At 59.8% G+C, this 20,937-nt stretch carries 16 protein-coding genes and 1 riboswitch; of the genes, 3 read left to right on the top strand and 13 right to left on the bottom strand.

The features are described 5' to 3' along the window. Positions 1-69: 69 nt before the first annotated feature. The 4 genes from AC1DF8_RS16780 to lon all read right to left on the bottom strand — a co-directional run bounded on the left by AC1DF8_RS16780 (position 70) and on the right by lon (position 6,532). Entirely contained in the window at positions 70-2,286 is a 2,217-nt protein-coding gene (locus AC1DF8_RS16780; RefSeq protein WP_478154212.1) for an esterase-like activity of phytase family protein, read from the bottom strand. Between the two features lie 82 nt (positions 2,287-2,368). Then, a complete protein-coding gene (locus tag AC1DF8_RS16775) occupies positions 2,369-3,277 on the bottom strand; it encodes a DMT family transporter (protein ID WP_478154239.1) in 909 nt (302 codons plus the stop codon). A gap of 81 nt (positions 3,278-3,358) precedes the next feature. Beyond that, positions 3,359-3,511: riboswitch (FMN riboswitch) on the bottom strand. Between the two features lie 120 nt (positions 3,512-3,631). Beyond that, complete coding sequence (locus AC1DF8_RS16770; RefSeq protein ID WP_018114459.1) at positions 3,632-3,907, bottom strand: HU family DNA-binding protein; 276 nt, start codon at positions 3,905-3,907, stop codon at positions 3,632-3,634. A 207-nt stretch (positions 3,908-4,114) separates the two neighbouring features. Beyond that, the gene (gene lon / locus AC1DF8_RS16765) at positions 4,115-6,532 is read right to left on the bottom strand and encodes an endopeptidase La (protein ID WP_018114460.1); all 2,418 of its coding nucleotides are present in this window, start codon (positions 6,530-6,532) and stop codon (positions 4,115-4,117) included. Here lon and AC1DF8_RS16760 point away from each other — a divergent pair. Then, a complete protein-coding gene (locus tag AC1DF8_RS16760; RefSeq protein WP_162710086.1) occupies positions 6,501-6,869 on the top strand; it encodes a hypothetical protein in 369 nt (122 codons plus the stop codon). The genes lon and AC1DF8_RS16760 overlap by 32 nt on opposite strands. A gap of 65 nt (positions 6,870-6,934) precedes the next feature. Here AC1DF8_RS16760 and clpX read toward each other — a convergent pair whose 3' ends face one another. Continuing rightward, complete coding sequence (gene clpX / locus AC1DF8_RS16755) at positions 6,935-8,212, bottom strand: ATP-dependent Clp protease ATP-binding subunit ClpX (RefSeq protein WP_018114461.1); 1,278 nt, start codon at positions 8,210-8,212, stop codon at positions 6,935-6,937. A 305-nt stretch (positions 8,213-8,517) separates the two neighbouring features. Further along, complete coding sequence (gene clpP / locus AC1DF8_RS16750) at positions 8,518-9,147, bottom strand: ATP-dependent Clp endopeptidase proteolytic subunit ClpP (RefSeq protein ID WP_029616352.1); 630 nt, start codon at positions 9,145-9,147, stop codon at positions 8,518-8,520. 382 nt (positions 9,148-9,529) lie between these two features. On the opposite strand from clpP, the gene AC1DF8_RS16745 reads away from it, so the two are divergent. Next, positions 9,530-10,783 carry a diguanylate cyclase gene (locus tag AC1DF8_RS16745; protein WP_112968068.1) on the top strand — a complete coding sequence of 418 codons (1,254 nt, stop codon included), beginning with the start codon at positions 9,530-9,532 and terminating at the stop codon, positions 10,781-10,783. Positions 10,784-10,892: 109 nt separating this feature from the next. Next, positions 10,893-12,137, top strand: a complete 1,245-nt coding sequence (locus AC1DF8_RS16740; RefSeq protein ID WP_478154211.1) for a cytochrome P450 — start codon at positions 10,893-10,895, stop codon at positions 12,135-12,137. Between the two features lie 84 nt (positions 12,138-12,221). Here the strand turns inward: AC1DF8_RS16740 and pstB are convergent, their stop codons facing one another. From pstB to AC1DF8_RS16705, 7 genes are all read right to left on the bottom strand, one after another. Then, positions 12,222-12,980, bottom strand: a complete 759-nt coding sequence (gene pstB, locus AC1DF8_RS16735; RefSeq protein WP_478154238.1) for a phosphate ABC transporter ATP-binding protein PstB — start codon at positions 12,978-12,980, stop codon at positions 12,222-12,224. Between the two features lie 50 nt (positions 12,981-13,030). Further along, positions 13,031-13,888 (bottom strand): phosphate ABC transporter permease PstA, encoded by an 858-nt coding sequence (gene pstA / locus AC1DF8_RS16730; protein WP_018114589.1) that lies wholly within the window; start codon positions 13,886-13,888, stop codon positions 13,031-13,033. A 2-nt stretch (positions 13,889-13,890) separates the two neighbouring features. Then, positions 13,891-14,868, bottom strand: coding sequence for a phosphate ABC transporter permease subunit PstC (gene pstC / locus AC1DF8_RS16725; protein ID WP_018114588.1), 978 nt, complete (start codon positions 14,866-14,868; stop codon positions 13,891-13,893). Positions 14,869-14,956: 88 nt separating this feature from the next. Further along, the gene (gene pstS, locus AC1DF8_RS16720) at positions 14,957-15,979 is read right to left on the bottom strand and encodes a phosphate ABC transporter substrate-binding protein PstS (RefSeq protein WP_478154210.1); all 1,023 of its coding nucleotides are present in this window, start codon (positions 15,977-15,979) and stop codon (positions 14,957-14,959) included. Positions 15,980-16,335: 356 nt separating this feature from the next. Next, a complete protein-coding gene (locus AC1DF8_RS16715) occupies positions 16,336-18,462 on the bottom strand; it encodes a bifunctional diguanylate cyclase/phosphodiesterase (protein WP_478154209.1) in 2,127 nt (708 codons plus the stop codon). Positions 18,463-18,611: 149 nt separating this feature from the next. After that, positions 18,612-18,956, bottom strand: a complete 345-nt coding sequence (locus tag AC1DF8_RS16710) for a cupin domain-containing protein (protein WP_478154208.1) — start codon at positions 18,954-18,956, stop codon at positions 18,612-18,614. A 624-nt stretch (positions 18,957-19,580) separates the two neighbouring features. Continuing rightward, complete coding sequence (locus AC1DF8_RS16705) at positions 19,581-20,864, bottom strand: O-acetylhomoserine aminocarboxypropyltransferase (protein ID WP_478154207.1); 1,284 nt, start codon at positions 20,862-20,864, stop codon at positions 19,581-19,583. Positions 20,865-20,937: the final 73 nt, after the last annotated feature.

The following is a 20,937-nucleotide window of genomic DNA, read 5'->3' as shown; positions in this document are numbered from 1 at the left end:
CCGTCAGCATGGTCGGGCCAAGGAAAAGGCCAGGCAAAGCCCGGCCTCTCCATTTCGCGGAATGTGAACTCAGTTCGTGGCGGACAGGTTGACCGGGAAGAACAGGGTTTCGCCCGAAGAATCGCTGACACCGTCATTGTCGGTCACTGCAAAGGCCTTGCCCGACGCGTCGAAGGCGAAACCTTCCAGCTTGTCGAGAACGTAGCCGTTGGTGGCCGACCTCAGGTCGCCGATGAAGTCATGGGCTTCCGTCTTCTTGACGACAGGCAGTTCGCCGCCGAGCTTGCCCGGCTTCAGGTCGGAGATTGCGACCTTGTAGAGCTTCTTCAGCTTGGCCGCGTCACCGACGAGATTGTCACGCTCGATAATGTAGACGCTGTCTCCCTGAGCCGTGATTTCGGAAAGACCGACCCAGCCACTCTCGCTCTTGTCCAGCGGGTAGCGTACGCCGCCCCATTCCTTCTTCTTCGGGTTATAGGAAACGAGCTTCACAAAACCCTTCTCGTCATCGTTCCATTCGCGCTGAACGGCCATCCACAGCGTTGCGTCATCGCCGGTGCCGATGATCGTGACACCTTCGAAGCCATAGCGGATTTCGTTGGCCAGCAGTTCCTTCGGAAGGGCGATCTCGGCCTTGATGTCGCCCTTGGCTGTGACGTTATAGAGCGCGTGCGGCACCAGGCGCTCGGTATAACCTTCCGAAGCGAGCCAGAAAGAACCATCGGCAGCAACGGCGATGCCTTCGATGTCGAGTTTCTGGGCCGGAGCGCCGTCACGCTTGACGATGAGGGCATCGGTGATGACGGCCGGCTTCTTGGTGGCGTCGATCGTGTAGATCGTCGGCTGCGAACCGAGGACGCTGTCGCTGACGGCGTAGAGCATGCCCGGCTTGCCCGGAACGGCGGCGAGGCCCGAAAGAGCTGCAAAGCCGATCGGGTTGCCGTCCTTCTCTGCGGAGACGATATGCGGATAGGCCTTCTCGCCTTCGCCGCGCTCGTAGATCATGACGTGCGAACGCGCACCACCGTCCTTGCCGAGGTCAAGCTCGTTGGCAGTAGCGAACAGGTTACGCTGGGGAATGGCGATTGCGCCTTCCGGAGAAATGCCCGACGGCAGGATCTGCAGCAGTTCCGGATCGGCACCCGTGTCCTTGTAGACACCGACGACGGAAGCGCGTTCGGCAAGAAGGAAGAACAGGTTGTCATCACCGAACCTGGCCGCTTCGAGACCTTCCGGCTCGACGCCCTTCGACGAAGAGCGGCTTTCCGGATAATGGCCGAGAGCGGCAACGGCGCGCTCGAAGGAACTGCCGGATTCGAAGAGAACCTTGCCGGTCTTGTCGAAAATGGTGAAGCCACGCGAGCCGCCTTCATAGTCGCCTTCGTTGGCAACGACGAGACGGTTGTCGTCCAGCCACTTGACCGCGTCGGGCTCACGCGGGACGCCCTTCTTCTCGCCGGTGAACTTCAGGGCACCGTCGCGCTTGGTGTCGATGCCGGAGAGGTCGACGCTGCCGGCGGTGAAATGCGTCTTCACCGTGCCGGTCGTGCCGTCGAGAATAATGATCTCGTTATTTTCCTGCAGCGTAAGCGCAATTTCGTTCTGGCTGTTGAAGGAAACGAATTCCGGCTCCGGGTCTTCAGGGGCAACGCCTGCAAGACCGGTGAGCGCAACGTGCTTGATCGTGCCGCAATCGACGGTGCCGTCGGTCTTGACCTGGAAGACGACGAGGTCGCCTGCCGGCATCTGCGGGATCTTGCCGTCGTTGACCTCTTCATCGCGTTCGTTTTCGATCGCGATTGTCCCGAGCGTCCTGTCCTTGTTGAGGGCGATCGAATCGGGCTGGCCGCCGAGGTCACAGGTCGCGTCGATCTTCTTCGAAGCGATATCGACAATTGCCAGACGGCCCGACGGCTTCTGCTTGCTTTCGCCGGTGTTGACGGCGACGAGCGCCTTGCCGGCTGCTGTCGTAACCGAGGTCGGCTCACCGTCCATCATCAGCGCGCCACCGGCCTTGGGTGCCTTGGCATCGGTGATGTCGATGAAGCCGATCGCGCCGAGCGGGCTGTCGCTGTAGATCAGCGTGTTGCCATCCTGCGAAGCGGTGATGATTTCGGCTGAGGTGGCCGAAAGCTTGTCCTTGTCGGCCGGCAGATTTGTTGCGACCGGGAAAGAGGCGATGCGGTTGAAAACCGGTTCCGCTGCTGCCGGGACCGCAACGGATGCAAGAAGCACGGCAGCGAGCGCTGCCTTGCGCGAAGACAATGTCATTGAAAAATCCCCCAATGCCGAAAAAATCGAACAGAGGGTTTTTGCGGGACTGCCATGACAGAGACATGACAGGCTGCGACATTTTGTACAGTTTGCGTCAGGCAGCCTGCCGTTCGCGACGCATCTCACTGCGCATGATGAAGAGCGAGGCGGCGAGAATGAGCGCGGCGCCCAGCCACAGATAACCAGCCGGCGCATAGCCAAAGAAAAGCCAGCCGGCGAGTACGTTCAGCGGCAGTTTCAGGTCATCGAAGGGCTGCACATAAGCGGCATCGGCGCTGGCGTAGGCGAGCGTCAGCAGATATTGCGCCACGACTGTCAGAAGGCCGGCCAGGAGGAAGAGCGCAAGCGTTGCGCCTGTCGGCACGGCGAGGCCCGACGCAAGTGCCAGGCTGCCATTGATCGGCGCGAGCAGCACCAGCAGCCAGACGGTGATCGTCTCCGGTTTCTCGATGCCCGTAAGGCTCTTTGTGATGAGCGACGAAGCACCCCAGAGAAGCGCCGAGAGGACAGGCAGGAGGGCGGCCCAGGTGAAGCTGTCCGACCATGGCTGGAGGATGATCATCGCGCCGACAAAGCCGACACCCGTTGCCATCCAGCGAGCAGGCCCGACGCGCTCACCGAGGAACAGGCGTGCGCCGAGAATGATAAAGAAGGGCGACGTCATCACAAGCGCGATCGCCTGCCAGATCGGCACCGAGGCGAGACCGGAGACCCAGGCTTCGACGCCGAGCGCGGCAAAGGCAACGCGCACGACATGCCGCCAGGGATAGCTGGTGCGCATCGCCGATAGGCCGGCCTTGCGCAAGAAGGGCAAGGAAAAGAGAAAGGCGAAGCCATATTGCCAGAAGGCTGCAGAAGCCGCCGGAAAGGCAAGCGTCATGGTCAGCCATTGGGTGACGACATTGAGAAGCGAGAAGGCAACGCCTCCGGCCACCATGAAGGCAGCGCCGGCGAAGGCGCGGGAATGCGAGACGGCTAGGGAATTCTGATTCATGTCTTCCATCCAGTACAGGGACCAAACATAAATCAGGACGCATGAGGCGACGGCACGCAGACGCGGCAGTCCCCTGCCCCGCACGGCCATGCTCATTCTCTTTCATCCGGACTTTAACCGTCGGCTCCGGAATCACACCGGATCTGCTGACCCTTCCTTGACCGAAGCTTCGGAAGGCGCTCGCGGGCTCGGGCCGAAACCCTTACCGCCGGTGGGGACTTTCACCCCGCCCTGAGAACACGAGCGTCGTAAAACAAACCGGCGCGTGCGGCAAGCGCCGAAAACAAAAAGGGGTCCGGCGATGCCGAACCCCTCAAAATCCTGCGCGGCCGTTCTCGTTTACGGCCGGCGGACTATCTCGTATCAGCCGTTGACGGCGTCCTTCAGGCCCTTGCCGGGCGTGAACTTCGGCACGTTGCGTGCCGGAATGTCGACTTCGGCGCCGGTCGAAGGGTTACGGCCCTTCGTGGCAGCGCGATGGGAAACCGTGAAGCTGCCGAAGCCAGCGAGGCGAACGTCGCCCTTGCTCTTCAGTTCAGCCTGTACAACGTCGAAAACTGCGTCGACGGCAGATGCTGCATCAGACTTCGTCAGTCCAGCCTTTTCGGCTACTGCGGACACGAGTTCATTCTTGTTCATGTTTCCACCCCTTTCTAAATGGTTTGAAACAACTCAATCTGTAAGCTAGGCGCAGAAATCGCTTTCATCAGGCCCGCCGAGAACCCAAAAACCCTGCAAATCAAGGAAAAGCAAGCGTCTACATGACGTTTTCACAAAAAAGGCCGGCGTTTCCGCCGGCCTTTTTCACGATTTGCAACAATTGGGCGTAAATGTGGCCGCCAAAGCTCAATGAGCTATGGCTGCACCTGCGTCATCGAGCCCTTCGACAGTCGCGATGACGGGCGTTTCAACCGTGCCATCCCATTCGATCGGCTCGGGACGACGGACCAGCGCGTGCTTGATCACCTCGCCCATACGGGAGACCGGAATGATCTCCATGCTGTTCTTCACGTTGTCAGGAATTTCGGCCAAGTCCTTGGCGTTCTCTTCCGGAATCAGCACCTTCTTGATGCCGCCGCGCAGAGCCGCAAGCAGCTTTTCCTTCAGGCCACCGATCGGCAGGACGCGGCCGCGCAGGGTGATCTCACCCGTCATTGCCACATCCTTGTTGACCGGAATGCCGGTCATGATCGAGACGATCGCGGTTGCCATCGCGACGCCGGCAGACGGACCATCCTTCGGCGTTGCACCTTCCGGCACGTGCACGTGGATGTCGCTCTTGTCGAAGCGCGGTGGTTCGATGCCGAAATCGACGGCGCGCGAGCGGACGTAAGAAGCCGCTGCCGAAATCGATTCCTTCATGACTTCCTTCAGGTTGCCGGTGACGGTCATGCGGCCCTTACCGGGCATCATGACGCCTTCGATCGTCAGCAACTCACCGCCGACTTCCGTCCAGGCAAGACCCGTGACAACACCGACCTGATCTTCGCGTTCAGCTTCGCCGTGGCGGAAGCGCGGAACGCCGAGATAGTCGTCGATGTTCGCGGCCGTGACGTGAACCGACTTCGTCTTGCCCTTGATGATCTCGGTGACCGCCTTGCGGGCGAGCTTCATCAATTCGCGTTCGAAGTTACGCACACCGGCTTCGCGGGTGTACTGCTGGCTGATCGCCATCAGGGCATCGTCGCTGACCGAGAATTCGTTCGGCTGCAGCGCATGTTCCTTGATGGCCTTCGGCAGCAGGTGCCGCTTGGCGATCTCGCGCTTTTCGTCTTCGGTATAGCCGGCGATACGGATGATCTCCATGCGGTCCATCAGCGGAGCCGGGATGTTCAGCGTATTCGCCGTCGTGATGAACATCACGTCCGACAGATCGTATTCGACTTCCAGGTAGTGATCCATGAAGGTCGAGTTCTGCGCCGGGTCGAGCACTTCCAGCAGAGCCGAAGAAGGATCACCGCGATAGTCCTGGCCGAGCTTGTCGATTTCGTCGAGCAGGAACAGCGGGTTGGACTTCTTCGCCTTCTTCATCGACTGGATGACCTTGCCGGGCATCGAGCCGATATAGGTGCGGCGGTGACCGCGGATTTCAGCTTCGTCACGAACGCCGCCAAGAGCCATACGAACATATTCACGGCCGGTTGCCTTGGCGATCGACTGGGCGAGCGAGGTCTTGCCGACGCCCGGAGGGCCGACGAGGCACAGGATCGGACCCTTGATCTTGGTGGCGCGGGCCTGAACAGCCAGATACTCGACGATGCGCTCCTTGACCTTCTCAAGACCGAAATGATCGGCTTCGAGGATCTTCTCGGCATTGTTGAGATCGGCCTTGATCTTCGACTTCTTGCCCCAGGGGATACCGAGCAGCCAATCCAGATAGTTGCGCACGACGGTGGCTTCAGCCGACATCGGGCTCATCTGGCGCAGCTTCTTCAGCTCCGCATCAGCCTTTTCACGGGCTTCCTTGGACAGCTTCGTCTTCGCGATGCGCTCTTCCAGTTCGCTCATCTCGTCGCGGCCTTCCTCGCCGTCGCCGAGTTCCTTCTGGATCGCCTTCATCTGTTCATTCAGGTAGTATTCGCGCTGGGTCTTCTCCATCTGGCGCTTGACGCGCGAACGGATGCGCTTTTCGACCTGCAGGACCGAGATCTCGCCTTCCATGAAGCCGAGCGCCTTTTCGAGGCGGGCCTTGACGCTGGTGGTCTCCAGCATCTCCTGCTTCTCGGTGATCTTGATCGAGAGGTGCGAGGCGACCGTATCGGCGAGCTTTGAATAGTCGTCGATCTGGCTTGCCGCACCGACAACCTCGGGCGAAATCTTCTTGTTGAGCTTCACGTAGCTCTCGAATTCCGACACGACCGAACGCGACAGGGCTTCCAGCTCGACCGGATCGTCATGCGGCTCTTCGAGCACATGGCCGAGGGCTTCGTAGAAATCTTCGCGGCTCGTATAGGTATCGATCTCGGCGCGTGCGCGGCCTTCGACCAGAACCTTCACCGTGCCGTCAGGAAGCTTCAGGAGCTGCAGCACGTTGGCAACCGTACCGACGCGGTGGATCGCAGACGGATCCGGATCGTCATCGCTGGCGTTGATCTGGGTGACCAGCATGATCTGCTTGTCGGAACCCATGACCTCTTCGAGCGCGCGGATCGACTTTTCCCGCCCGACGAACAGCGGCACGATCATATGGGGGAAAACCACGATGTCGCGCAGGGGGAGAACAGGATAAGCGGTGCTGCTCGCTACAGACGTTTTCTTCGTCATTTTTATTCCTTTCCATCGTCCCGTTACCGGGCTCTTTGGCGCGGCCGCTTGGGACCGGCCGGCACTCTCACTTGCTGTTACAAGTGGAGGTTCTGACTACGCTTTTCAAGCCACGTTAACGCCCGCGTTCCACGGTTGTGACAGCTTTATTACATGGAACGCCAACACAATGAAGCGCCTATCTGGAGCGACGCTGACCATTTCCGAACGGCCTAAAATAACAACACCAGCAACACGCTACGGAATCACAGCATCATTGCCAAGGGTCATCCTTTGCGCAATATCGGCCAAGGCTGTTTTCAACCTTGCCCGCAACTATTATCAGCGCCTGGCATAGGTTTTCAAATAGAAAGGGGCCTGCACAAGGCAAGCCCCTTAAAATAGCGGTTTTTAACCCAAGCTTCAGGCCGAGACGTTTGCCTTCTCGTCCTGGCGGTCGGCGTAGATATACAGCGGGCGGGCCGAGCCGCGGGCGACCTCTTCCGAGATGACGACCTCGCGCACGCCTTCCAGCGCCGGCAGTTCGAACATCGTATCGAGCAGGATCTTTTCCATGATCGAACGCAGGCCGCGAGCGCCGGTCTTGCGGATGATCGCCTTGCGGGCGATTTCACGCAATGCGTCCTCGTGGAAGGTGAGTTCGACGTCTTCCATCTCGAACAGGCGCTGGTACTGCTTGATCAGCGCGTTCTTCGGTTCGGACAGGATCTGGATCAGCGCGTCCTCATCGAGGTCCTCAAGCGTTGCCAGAACCGGCAGACGACCGATGAATTCCGGGATGAGGCCGAACTTGACCAGATCTTCCGGCTCCAGTTCGCGCAGCACTTCGCCGACGCGGCGGTCGTCCGGTGCCTTGACAGTTGCACCAAAGCCGATCGAAGTCTTCTCGCCACGGGCAGAGATGATCTTGTCGAGACCGGCGAAAGCACCGCCGCAGATGAACAGGATGTTCGTCGTGTCGACCTGCAGGAATTCCTGCTGAGGATGCTTGCGGCCGCCCTGCGGCGGTACCGAGGCAACCGTGCCTTCCATGATCTTCAGAAGCGCCTGCTGCACGCCCTCGCCCGATACGTCACGGGTGATGGACGGGTTGTCGGACTTGCGGGAGATCTTGTCGACTTCGTCGATGTAGACGATGCCGCGCTGAGCGCGCTCGACATTATAGTCCGCAGCCTGCAGAAGCTTCAGGATGATGTTTTCGACGTCTTCACCGACATAGCCGGCTTCCGTCAGCGTGGTCGCGTCGGCCATCGTGAAGGGAACGTCGATGATGCGGGCGAGCGTCTGGGCAAGATAGGTCTTGCCGCAGCCGGTCGGGCCGACCAGCATGATGTTCGACTTCGCCAGCTCGACATCGCCATTCTTCGAGGCATGTGCGAGACGCTTGTAGTGGTTGTGAACGGCGACCGACAGGATTTTCTTCGCCTGACGCTGGCCGATGACATATTCGTCGAGGACCTTGATGATGTCCTGGGGCGTGGGAACGCCGTCACGGGACTTGACCATCGAGGACTTGTTCTCCTCGCGGATGATGTCCATGCACAATTCGACGCATTCATCGCAGATAAACACGGTCGGTCCGGCAATAAGCTTCCGGACTTCATGCTGGCTCTTTCCGCAGAAAGAACAATAGAGGGTGTTCTTACTGTCGCCGCCGTTGCTGCCGCTGACCTTGCTCATATCACTTTCCTTCCAGCACGCCGCATTTCGAACGCGAAATCGCGGTCCACTCAATCAGCTCCCTGACGGCGCTCCCTACCCGGAGTTTCTGCCGACAAGGGCTTCAGGGGGTACGAACCGGGCCCAATCAATCATGTCCGGGTACCGGCGGCAACGAATTCCCCTTCGAATGCCGAATGCTATGTCACAAAAATTCAACATAGCATTAATAGTTACTATTAGCGTCTCCGCCGCCAGATGAAACCCCTTGTTCAATCACAAATGGGATAGAACTGTGGCGGCGAAAATACCATCCCTATTAATTACTAGGCCTGATCGCCTTCCATTTCGATGCGCGAGGTCAGAACCTTGTCGATGACGCCCCAGGTCTGGGCCTCGTCAGCATCCATGAAATGGTCGCGATCGAGGGTCTTTTCGACCTCCTCGTACGTACGGCCGGTGTGCTTCACATAGACCTCGTTGAGGCGGCGCTTCATCTTGATGATGTCGCGGGCATGACGCTCGATATCCGATGCCTGACCCTGGAAACCACCCGAGGGCTGGTGAACCATGATGCGGGAATTCGGCGTGGCGAAACGCATGTCCTTGTGACCGGCGGCCAGAAGCAGCGAGCCCATGGAAGCGGCCTGGCCGACGCAGAGCGTCGATACGGCCGGCTTGATGAACTGCATCGTGTCGTAGATCGCCATACCGGCAGTGACGACGCCACCCGGCGAATTGATGTAGAGCGCGATTTCCTTCTTCGGATTTTCGGCCTCGAGGAAGAGAAGCTGGGCGCAGACGAGTGTCGCCATATGGTCCTCGACAGGGCCCGTCAGGAAGATGATGCGTTCCTTGAGCAGGCGGGAATAGATGTCGTAGGAGCGTTCACCGCGATTGGTCTGTTCCACAACCATCGGCACGAGTGCCATAGCGGTATCGACTGGGTTTCTCATGTGCGTCCTTTTAACGTCTTTCCGGCGAAGGCCGGGAATCAAAGAAAAATGCCTTATCCCTACATAGAGTGTCCCCGCCCCCCTCTTCAAGACACGCATAAGGATAACGTTAAGAAGGGCGCGCGAGATATGGCTTTGACATTTCCCTATCCGGTTTCTCCCAAACGCCTGTTAACGGCGAGGCCAGCCCTTTCGCTCTCACAGCTTTTCTCTATGACAGGATGAAGGAAGGCTTACCGCGCTCGAGGAAAGTCGCGGTCATTTACCGGGCGGAAAGCTTACCGGCAGATATCGGCCAGATTGCCGACTCTAGCCTCCCGTCATTAATCAAACAGCGAGCTTCTTCGGCAAGGATGCGGCCACTATTCAAGGGGTTGCTGCCGTGTTCAATGTCACTACAGGTCTGTCCATCTGGTGTTCCGAAGCCCTTACGCTGGCTCTGGTTCTGTTCGTGGCCTGGCGCCACAACCGGAAAAGCGCCGCCTACCTTTTTTGGGGGCTCGGCTTCCTGTTCAGCGGCATCGGTTTTGCACTCGTTGCAGCCCGCGGCGAAATCCCCAACCTGCTTTCCATCGAAATCGGCAATGCCATCGCCTTGCTCGGACAGAGCGCCTGGGTTGCCGGCTTCCTGGCCCTCGACCGCAAGAAAATGGAATGGTGGGCGCTGCTGCCGCCGGCGATCTGGCTCGCGGGCGTCTTCCTGCCCTGGATCAACGAAGATTATTCCAACCGGGTCATTCTTTACAATCTCGCTTCGGCGACCGGCGCCACTGCGCTCGGCATGGCGGTTGCCGCCGGTGATATCCGCCGTGAACGCACGCGCGTCTTCCTGATGGCCGTCTTCGTGCTGCAGGCCTTCCTGTGCTTCGGCGTGGCCATCGCAATGGCGCTGATCCTGCCTTCGGATGCGCAGGCAACGAATTTCAGCGGTGCGGCCGCCATGGCGAGCGCCTTCCTGCTCACCATCGCGTTTGCGCTTACCTGCCGCCTCATCATGGAACGGTCGGAACGCCATTTGCGCGTTCTGACGCTGACGGACGCCCTGACCGGCGTGCTGAACCGCCGCGGCCTGCTCGGCTATTTCGACAAGATCCAGGAAAAGGCACATGACGAGCAGCATCAGGTCGGTGTCATCCTTTTCGACCTCGACCATTTCAAGCGCGTCAACGACCGCTTCGGCCATCAATCCGGCGATGCCGTCCTGACCGCCTTTGCCCGCCTTGCCCGCCAGTATATCCCGAACAATATCTTCGGCCGCATGGGCGGCGAAGAATTCGCAGCCTTCGTAACCGTGCGCGACCAAACCGAGGCGGAAGCGCTGGCGGAATCGATCCGCGCCGAATTCTGCCGCTTACCCGTCAGCACAGGCGAGGCACTGATCCCCGCCACCGTCAGCGTCGGCATCGCGCTTTCCTCGGCGATCGAGGCCAATATCGACCGGCTGGTCTCGGCTGCCGACCGGGCTCTCTATGCTGCAAAGGCCGCCGGCCGCAACTGCACGGTCGTCTTTGGCGAGGAAGAAACGGCAGCGCCCGCGCCAGGCGAGCCCAACTCCCATGCCGGCGAGCTCGTGCCGACCGTCGACGATCAGGTGGAAGCGCTTCGCCGCATGGGCGTGCTCTCCCGCGCAGGCTAGAGCATTTGTTTTTGCGCAATTCCGGGCGCAAAACCACTGCACTACATTACTGGAATAGCTCCAAGCGCCCATCTTTCCGAGGCACGGCAAATCCGCTAAGCCTCTGCCCATGATGATACCGCCCTTTCTCAAGATCGATCCCGCAACCCGCCATGTCTCGCTCGACGGCAGCGATCCGGCCTTCTACGGCAACCCGAACGCGGTCTATGCCGCGCTCCATGCCCATTGTCCCACCTTCTACTGGGAACAGCAGAAGCAGTGGTTCGTCACCGGCTATGATCATGTAAACGGGCTGCTGCGCGACCGCCGTTTCGGCCGGCAGATCCTGCATATTGCCAGCCGCGAGGAGCTCGGCCTTCCCGAGCCCGAACCGCATATCGCCGCCTTCGATCTCGCGGAGCGCTATTCTCTGCTGGAGCTGGAGCCGCCGGAACACACGCGGCTGCGTACGCTCGTCAACCGCGCCTTCGTCTCGCGCCATGTCGAGAAGATGAAGCCGGAGCTGGAAGAACTCGCCAACCGGCTGATCGACGGCTTTGCCGACAAGAGTGAGGTGGAGCTTCTTTCCGCCTTCGCAGATATCATCCCGGTGACGATGATCGCCCGCATGATCGGCATTCCCGAAGACATGGGGCCGCAGCTCCTCAAATGGTCGCATGCCTATGTGCGCATGTACATGTTCGGGCGCACCCGCGCGGACGAAGATGCCGCCGAGCAGGCGGCACGGGAATTTTCCGACTATGTGAAGACGGTCATTGCCGAGCGCCGGGCCGAACCGCGCGACGACCTGCTGACCCATATGATCCATACCGAGCACAAGGGCCAGTACCTGACGGAAGACGAGCTCGTCTCGACGACCATCGTGCTGCTCAACGCCGGCCATGAGGCAACGGTCCACCAGATCGGCAATTCGGTGCGCGTCATTCTGGACAGCGACTACGATCCGGCCGAGCTTTTCCGTGACGAAACCGCCACCGAGCGTACCGTCGAGGAATCGCTGCGCATCTGCGCGCCGGTCCACATCTTCCAGCGATGGGCGCTGGAACCTGCCGAGATCGACGGCATAGAGTTCAGGCGCGGCGACAAGGTGAGCATGATCCTGGCGGCCGCCAATCTCGATCCGGCGAAATTCAGCGATCCCCTCGCCTTCAAGCCCGACCGCAACGAGGCGCCCAATCTTTCGTTCGGCGCCGGCATCCACTTCTGCATCGGCGCGCCGCTGGCGCGGCTGGAGCTCAATGTCGTGCTGCCGATCCTGTTCAAGCGCCTGCCGGGGCTCAAGCTTGCGAAGACGCCCGTCGTCAAGGACGTCTATCATTTCCACGGCCTCGACCGCCTGGATCTCGCCTGGTAAGCCATTTTTCCGATATCACGAAAGAAACGGCCGCCATGCTCATCGCATGCCGGCCGTTTTCGTTTCCGCAGAGGGAATGTCGTATCAGCCGTAGCGGCCGGTGATATAATCTTCCGTACGCTTGACCTTCGGCGACTGGAAGATCTGCGTGGTCGGGCCATATTCGATCAGCTCGCCGAGATACATGAAGGCGGTGTTGTCGGAGATGCGGCTTGCCTGCTGCATGTTGTGGGTAACGATGACGATCGTGAATTCGCCCTTCAACTGCGCGACCAGCTCTTCCACCTTGGCAGTCGAGATCGGGTCAAGGGCCGAGGTCGGCTCGTCGAGCAGCAGAACTTCCGGACGCAGTGCTACCCCGCGGGCAATGCAAAGACGCTGCTGCTGGCCGCCGGAAAGGCCGAGACCGCTGCCCTTCAGCTTGTCCTTGACTTCATCCCAGAGGGCGGCCTGCCGCAACGCCTGTTCGACGCGGATATCCATGTCGGCCTTGTTGAGGCGCTCGTGGTGGCGAATGCCATAGGCGATGTTGTCATAGATCGACATCGGGAACGGCACAGGCTTCTGGAAGACCATGCCGACGCGGGCGCGCAGCTCGTTCATCGAGAAGCTCGGGTCGAGGATATTCTTGCCGTCGAGCTTGATCGAGCCGGTGGCGCGCATCTTCGGATACAGCATGTAGATACGGTTCAGGATGCGCAGCAGCGTGGACTTGCCGCATCCCGACGGACCGATCAGGGCCGAAACCTGGCGCTCAGGGAAGCTCAGGCTCACATCCTTGATGGCGTGGGCGTCGCCGTAATAGAAATTGACTTTCTCGAGAGCGATCTTGTCTTTGGCCATCGGCTTTTCCGACTTGCTGGCGGCGTCGAAAGTGTCTTGGGACTGAAGCATCATTTCCCACCTTTTCGGTTCAGAACGGAGCGCGATACGACGCTCAGGATTAGAACGACGGCCGTCATCACGAAGGCACCGGCCCACGCAAGATTCTGCCATTGCTCATAGGGGCTCATGGCGAACTGGAAAATGACCACGGGGATGTTCGCCATCGGCTGCGACATATCGAGGCTCCAGTACTGATTGTTCAGAGCCGTGAACAGCAACGGCGCGGTCTCACCGGAAATGCGGGCGATCGCCAGAAGGATACCGGTGAGGATGCCGGTCGACGCGGCGCGATAGAGGACGTTGACCGTGACCTTCCAGCGCGGGATGCCGAGCGACAGGGCTGCCTCGCGCATCACGTCAGGAACCAGCCGCAGCATCTCGTCGGTCGTGCGCACCACGACCGGCAGAAAGATGAAAGCCAGCGCGATGCCGCCGGCAAAGCCGGAGAAACGTGCCGTTGGGCGAACAACCAGCTCATAGACGAACAGGCCGATGATGATTGAGGGCGCCGAGAGCAGGATGTCGTTGACGAAGCGAATGACCTCGCCGAGCTTCTTGCCGCGGGCGAATTCCGACAGGTAGGTGCCGGCGAGCACCCCGATCGGCGTGCCGATGACAACAGCAAGCACGACCATCAGCAGGCTGCCCATGAAGGCGTTGGCAAGACCGCCGCCATCTTCACCAGGCGGCGGCGTCATTTCGGTCAAAAGCGTGGGGCTCAGGGCGGACAGGCCGTGGATCAGCGTTGTCCAGAGTATCCAGACAAGGAAGACGAGGCCAAGCACGGTGGCGATGCCGCAGAGCGTCAGAGCGATGGCGCTGCTGAGCTGGCGCCGACGGTAGAGCGAACCGGAATAGGTAGCCATGATTACTCTCCCCTCTGCTTTGCCATACGCACCAGCATCAGCTTGGCAGCAGCCAGGACAATGAAGGTGACAACGAAGAGGATCAGGCCGAGTGCTGCGAGCGACGACCGGTAGAGGTCATCCGAAGCCTCTGCAAACTCGTTGGCAAGCGTTGCGGCAATCGAGGTGCCAGGCTCCATCAGCGACACAGCGATATTGTGGGTGTTGCCGAGAACGAAGGTGACCGCCATGGTCTCGCCGAGCGCACGGCCGAGGCCGAGGAATATGCCGCCGACGACGGCTGTGCGGGTATGCGGAATGACGATGTCGCGCACCACTTCCCACTTGGTCGAGCCCAGCGCATAGGCCGATTCCTTCAGCTGTGCGGGGACGACGAGGAAGACGTCGCGCATGACGGAGGAGATGAAGGGGATGATCATGATCGCCAGCACGATGCCCGAGGTCAGCATGCCGATGCCGAGCGGAGCCCCCGAAAACAGCGCGCCGATCAGCGGGATCGGGCCAAGCCAGTCGATCAGCACCGGCTGGATGTAATCCGACATGAAGGGCGCGAAGGTGAAGAGACCCCACATGCCGTAGATGATCGAGGGGATACCGGCGAGAAGCTCGACAGCGCCGCCGATCGGGCCGCGAACGGAGCGCGGCGCAACTTCGGTGATGAACACCGCAATACCGAGGCTGACGGGAACACCGATGATCATGGCGAGCGCCGAGGTCACCAGCGTGCCGTAGATCGGCACGAGACCCGCGAACCGCTCGGCAACCGGGTCCCATTCAGTGCCGGTCAGAAAGCCGAAGCCGAACGTGCGGAAGGCGAGAAGCCCGCCCATGGCCATGGAGACCGCCGCTGCCAGCAGGGCGAAGAGAACAAACAGGCCGCAGCCCAAAACTATCCAAAAGAAAATACGATCGCCTGCGGCGCCGTCGCGGCGCTTCACGCCCGCGATGTCGGCGGGCAGCGATGCCAATGCTTCGCTCATATCCGTACGCTCTGCTGCTTTGAGGGGGTGTCAAAGGCATTTGGGGCGGAAAGCAAAGCTTCCCGCCCCGACCGCAGTTTCGTCAGGATCAGCTCTTGAAAGAAGCCGTCCAGTAGTCTTCGATCTGCTTCACGAGCGTGTCCGGAAGCGGAACGTAGTCGAGCGAAGACGCTTCCTTCTGGCCCTTTTCGAGAGCCCACTTGAAGAAGGAGAAAGCAGCCTTGGAGCGCTCGGCGTCCTTCGGCTCCTTGTACATGATGGCCCAGGTGGTTGCCGTGATCGGCCAGGCCTTTTCGCCCGGAGMGTTAGTCATGATCAGGTAAAAGTCCTGGGCCTTGCCCCATTCTGCGCTTGCAGCGGCAGCCGAGAAGCTCTCGGCATTCGGCTTCGGATACTGACCGGCAGCGTTCTGAACCAGAACGAAGGGCAGCTTGTTCTGCAGGGCGTAGGCGTATTCGACGTAGCCGATGGAGTCCTTGACGCGGGTGACGTATGCGGCAACGCCTTCGTTGCCCTTGCCGCCGATACCGACCGGCCAGTTGACCGCGGTGCCTTCACCAACCTTCGACTTCCAGTCCGGGTTTACCTTCGAGAAGAAGTTCGTCCAGTTGAAGGACGTGCCCGAGCCGTCTGAACGGTGAACAACAGCGATCTGGCTGTCGGGCAGCTTCAGGCCCGGGTTCAGGTCGGCGATTGCCTTGTCGTTCCACTTGGTGACGTTGCCGAGGTAGATGTCGGCGAGAACCTTGCCCGAAAGCTTCAATTCGCCTGACTTGATCCCCTTGACGTTGATGACGGGAACGATGCCGCCGACAACCAGCGGGAACTGGCCGAAGCCGCCAGCCGTCAGGTCTTCCGGCTTGAGCGGGGCATCGGAAGCGCCGAAGTCAACCGTGGCAGCCTTGATCTGGGCGATACCACCGCCCGAACCGATCGACTGGTAGTTCAGCTTGTCACCGGTTTCCTTGTTGTAGTCCGCGGACCACTTCGAAAGGACCGGATAGACGAAGGTGGAGCCAGCGCCGGTAATGTCAGCGGCGGAGGCCGAGACTGCCAGAGCGGCAACCAGGCCAGCGCCGAGGCAGGCCGAAAGAAGTTTCTTGGTGAGCATTTGCGACTCTTCCCTGATGGAACTAGAGGACGACGAGGTCCGGCGCCATGGAGGGGGTGTCCATTGTCGAGAGCGCTGAATTTCCTCGTCACGGGAAGGCGGGCTAGGCGTCTATTATTACAGTTTGATGACAGCCGGAGGCAGGCGCCGCGACATGCAAAGCTGTGCATAAGCCGCTGAAGGCACTGACCTTCCGAATGAATCGCGCGTTAACAGGGCCTTACCGAAGGAGGTGCGGCCCTATTGCCGCAGGGCTGCGGTCGATTGCCGCAGCAATGCCTGAAAATGTCGCTTTCAGACGTCGAATTGCTCCCAAGCCGAACGGCAGCCAGAGCGCTGGCGCGATCTGCCTGGCATCACGCTGCATGCTCCCGGAGCTTGCTGGATATGTCGAGTGCCGACATCGGTTTTCCGATCAGATAGCCTTGCAGTTGATCGCAGCCCGCCTCCCGCAGGATCTCAGCCTGGTGCGCATTTTCGATGCCTTCCGCGGTGACCGGAATCTGTAGCGCGGTCGCCAGGGAGATGGTTGCCCGAAGTACATCGGCACCATTCGAGCTTTGGTCGAGGGCGGATACGAGCGAACGGTCGATCTTCATTCGATCAAAGCCGAACTGCCGCAACGCGCCGATGCTCGCATAGCCGCAGCCAAAGTCATCAAGCGCGAATTTTATGCCAACCTGTTTGAGATGATCTATCGACCGGCGGGCCTGGTCCGGATTTGTCATGAGAACACCTTCGGTGATCTCCAATGTCAGGCGCTTCGGATCGAAATCGAGGCCCTGCAGGAGCGAGATCACTTCGGCGGCGAATTCCGGATTGCAGAGCTGGACCGGTGAAACGTTGACCGACAATGCCAGGCCGGGCCAGTTCTTGGCATGCTCGATCGATGTTTTCAGCATGAGGGTGCCTAGCGCATCGATGAGACCGCACCTTTCGGCGAGCGGGATGAAAATCTCCGGGCTTATGTTTCCTGTCGGGGTTCGCCAGCGCGCCAGTGCTTCAAGGCCCGTGACAGCGCCTGTCGCAGCAGAGACGAGAGGCTGGAAAAAGGCTTCGATCACACCGTCGCTGATGGCGCTCTTCAACAGAGCTTCCATTTCGGCGACCTTCTGGCGCTCTCGATCGAGCTCCGGGTCGTATTCGATCGCTCGGCCCCTGCCATTTTCCTTGGCGCGGTAAAGCGCCATATCCGCCCTGCGGAGAAGCTCCAAGGGCGATAAGTCTCCGTCAAGCGCGGCAGTGCCGATGCTTGCGCCAACTTCGATCGTCCGCCCATCGATTTTCAAGGGCTCGGCGAACAGCGCCAGAATAGTCGCTTCTATCTCTCCAGGCGCGGCAGACCCAATCTGCACCAGCGCAAACTCGTCGCCTCCCAATCGGGCCGCAGCGACGACTTCAGGGTGGCAGGCGACCAGGGCGTTCGAAACGATCCGGATAAGGTCATCGCCGACCGCATGCCCCCATGCGTCGTTGACAGCCTTGAACCCATCGAGATCGACCAGATAGAGCCGGGGCTGCGCAAGATCAGTGCCCTGCACTTCTTCCAGCAGTGAGAGAAGCCCTTGCCTGTTCAACAGGCCGCTCAGGCTATCGTGGTTCGCTTCGAAAATCGCTGCTTGTGCCAATTGGCGCAGGCGCCGCGCCTCGGAAGCGCCCACCAGAAGAACGCCCCCCAAGAACATCACAAGGATAATGATGGCGGCCGATATGTAGGGATAGACCTGGTGAAACACGGCGCTGCCAGGCGCTTTGCTCGGCCACACAAGATGGCCGATGACACCGCCCTGCATGTCCGTGATGGGTGTGTTCAGCAGGCCTGGCTCCGGCGCGGTCGCAAGGTGCAATCCGTCGAGTTCGTGTTCGCCCGAAAGAATGTCGAGAACTTCCGGCGTGAGATCCTTGTAGAGGCTCAGCACACTCAGCTTCGGAAGGTCGCCTTCTGCGGTGAAAGGCTGGATTGCCTGCGATACGATTAGCGCGATGCCCGTTTCGGTCCGGATGAAATTGACCACCGGCGCCTGTCCGGCATCGGCAGCCTTGTTGATCTGCTGGAAAAAGCCCTCGCCGAAAAAGGCGCTCGGCTGGAAAGGCTTACCTTTGGCATATGCGGAGACGATCGAAGATTGATCGGGGCCGATTACGACCGCGCCGTCATAGAGCGGGTAATCCGCGGTTGTTTTACCCCAGTTTTCATAGGCCCAGTCCGCCGCGCCTGGAGACGAGATCGCCTTATAGGCATCATCCCATACGGCGTTATCCGTGGTTGTCGCGCTCAAGCGATTGACAAGAGCTGCGATCGCCGCGCTGGCGGCGCGCGTGGCCCTGGCATCGTCGATCTCGTTTGCAGATCGTGTCATCGCGACGACGACATGGGCCATGAGGCCTGTCAGCGCGAGAGCGACGACAAGGAAGCATACGGTTGTCGCAATGATGGAAGACGTCTGAGACCGACCGCGTCTACGCGCAAGATTCGACGACATGCAAATCCCAAAAAGATGAATTGCAAGGGCATGTCTTTGGTGACGGCAGGAGACATCATGTCCGCAATGCGCTGCAGATGAGCTTTAGCATTTGATGATGTAGGCACTCTTAATAAGAAGGATCAAAAACCTTCTATCCGGCCCGGCGCTCAAACCTTGATCACATAATCCTTGCGAGTCGTTTCAACGACTTCCCAGGTTCCTTTAAAGCCCGGCCTCAGGACAAGGCGGTCGCCGGCCCTGAGATGGACCGGCTCACCGCCATCCTCGGTCACGATCGAATAGCCGGAAAGCAGGCTGAAATATTCCCACTCCTCGTAGACGATCCGCCACTTGCCGGGTGTTGCCTCCCAGATGCCGGCGTAGAGGCCGCCCTCGGCCTCCTCGAGATTCCAGGTGCGAAATTGCGGATTACCCGAAATGATGCGTTCGGCTGCGGGAGCGCCGACTTCCGGTTCGACGCCGCCGATATCGAAGGAGATCGCGTTTGCCATGGTCAGCCTTTCCTTCAGTGTCCTTCGCGGCAAAGATTAAGCACAAAAAGAGCGACATCGGCAGAGTCAAAAACTCGCCGACCATCGCCCCGACTCTATTCGAATCGCACGCTGATCCTATGGCTGTATCCCAACAAACGCAGGCTGCAAAATTGCAAACCTTTGCTGCGGAGGACACTCCGTCTTCTTCGCCTGGCGTGTCGCCCAGCTGACGTATTAGCACAAATTGATATATGTCCGAGAGCGTTGCTCTATGTGAAAATGCGTCCCCTAATCCCACAAGGGAGGCAACCATGAAGCCTTTTTGTGTCGCACTGACGATTTGCCTGTTGTTCGGGACGTCGGCAAGTCACTACGTCTCCCTTCCAGGTTATGCGTTCAGGACAGACCCGACTTGCCACCGCACCGTCTCTAAACTCCAGTTCGACAGGAGATGCGATTGGCCGAAAGTCGGAATAAAAGACTTTTCGCAGCCGAACCAGTTTGGCTTGGGGCTCTAAATGGTCCGCGATTTTCGTCCGATCGGACGAAAGCCGCGTCCGAGTCTATTCCACTCGGACGCTGATCCCATGGTTGTATCCCGACAAACGTAGTCTGCAAAAATACAAGCGTTGCGAGGGACGCTCAGATCTTCGACAGCGACTGCTCGAGGTCGGCGATGATGTCCTTCACGTCCTCGATGCCAACGGAGAGGCGCACCACGTCCGGTCCGGCGCCTGCGGCGACCCTCTGCTCGTCGGTCAGCTGCCGGTGCGTGGTGGAGGCCGGATGGATCACGAGGGAGCGTGTATCGCCGATATTGGCGAGATGCGAGAAGAGTTCCAACCCCTCGACCAGCGCCTTGCCAGCCTCGTAGCCGCCCTTGACGCCGAAGGTGAAGACCGAGCCGGCGCCCTTGGGTGAATAGCGCTGCTGCAGGGCGTGGTTCGGGTCATCTTCGAGGCCGGAATAATTCACCCAGGCGATCTTGGAATGGGCCTTGAGCCATTTGGCAACATCAATCGCATTGTCGCTATGACGCTGCATGCGCAGCGGCAGCGTCTCGATCCCGGTCAGGATCAGGAAAGCGTTGAAAGGCGAGATGGCCGGGCCGAGGTCGCGCAGGCCGAGCACACGGCAGGCGATCGCGAAGRCAAAATTGCCGAAAGTCTGGTGCAGCACGACGCCGTTATATTCCGGCCGCGGGCTGGAGAGCATCGGGTAATTGCCGGTCTTCGACCAGTCGAAGGTGCCGCCATCGACGATGATGCCGCCCATGGAATTGCCGTGGCCGCCGAGGAACTTGGTCAGCGAATGCACGACAATATCCGCACCGTGCTCGATTGGTCGAATGAGATAGGGTGTCGCCATGGTGTTGTCGACGATCAGCGGCAGGTCGTGACGATGGGCGATTTCGGCAATCGCGGCGATATCGACGAAGGTACCGCCCGGATTGGCAAGGCTTTCAATGAAGATCGCTCGCGTCTTGTCGTCGATCCTGCTCTCGAAATCACTGGGGTTCTCAGGGTCGGCCCAGCGTACCTGCCAGCCGAAATTCTCGAAGGCATGGCCGAACTGATTGATCGATCCGCCATAGAGGCGGCGGGCGGCGACGAAATTTTCGCCGGGGCGCATCAGCGTGTGGAAAACGACCATCTGCGCTGCATGACCGGAGGCGACTGCGAGCGCTGCCGTGCCGCCTTCAAGGGCTGCGACGCGTTCTTCCAGGACCGCCTGCGTCGGGTTCATGATGCGGGTGTAGATATTGCCGAATTGCTGCAGGCCGAAGAGGGCTGCGGCGTGGTCGGAATCGTTGAAGACGAAGGCCGTGGTCTGGTAGATCGGTGTAATCCGCGCGCCGGTCGCCGGATCGGGCTGCGCGCCCGCATGGATCGCCAGCGTGTTGAATCCCGGATCGTTTTTGGCCATGTCGTCCTCCCGTACAATTGTTGACGGGCGCGATCATAGCCGCTCGAACATGAAAGTTAACCGCGATCTTTTT

The sequence above is a fragment of the Rhizobium sp. 05N49 genome, from assembly GCF_056396805.1.
This window is presented reverse-complemented; position numbering and strand designations above follow the sequence as displayed.

Bases quoted from the DNA above. Each gene is read 5' to 3' on its own strand.
- AC1DF8_RS16775 (WP_478154239.1), bottom strand. From the start codon at position 3,277: ATGGAAGACATGAATCAGAATTCCCTAGCCGTCTCGCATTCCCGCGCC.
- AC1DF8_RS16770 (WP_018114459.1), bottom strand. From the start codon at position 3,907: ATGAACAAGAATGAACTCGTGTCCGCAGTAGCCGAAAAGGCTGGACTG.
- lon (WP_018114460.1), bottom strand. From the start codon at position 6,532: ATGACGAAGAAAACGTCTGTAGCGAGCAGCACCGCTTATCCTGTTCTC.
- clpX (WP_018114461.1), bottom strand. From the start codon at position 8,212: ATGAGCAAGGTCAGCGGCAGCAACGGCGGCGACAGTAAGAACACCCTC.
- clpP (WP_029616352.1), bottom strand. From the start codon at position 9,147: ATGAGAAACCCAGTCGATACCGCTATGGCACTCGTGCCGATGGTTGTG.
- AC1DF8_RS16740 (WP_478154211.1), top strand. From the start codon at position 10,893: ATGATGATACCGCCCTTTCTCAAGATCGATCCCGCAACCCGCCATGTC.
- pstB (WP_478154238.1), bottom strand. From the start codon at position 12,980: ATGGCCAAAGACAAGATCGCTCTCGAGAAAGTCAATTTCTATTACGGC.
- pstA (WP_018114589.1), bottom strand. From the start codon at position 13,888: ATGGCTACCTATTCCGGTTCGCTCTACCGTCGGCGCCAGCTCAGCAGC.
- pstC (WP_018114588.1), bottom strand. From the start codon at position 14,868: ATGAGCGAAGCATTGGCATCGCTGCCCGCCGACATCGCGGGCGTGAAG.
- AC1DF8_RS16715 (WP_478154209.1), bottom strand. From the start codon at position 18,462: ATGTCGTCGAATCTTGCGCGTAGACGCGGTCGGTCTCAGACGTCTTCC.
- AC1DF8_RS16710 (WP_478154208.1), bottom strand. From the start codon at position 18,956: ATGGCAAACGCGATCTCCTTCGATATCGGCGGCGTCGAACCGGAAGTC.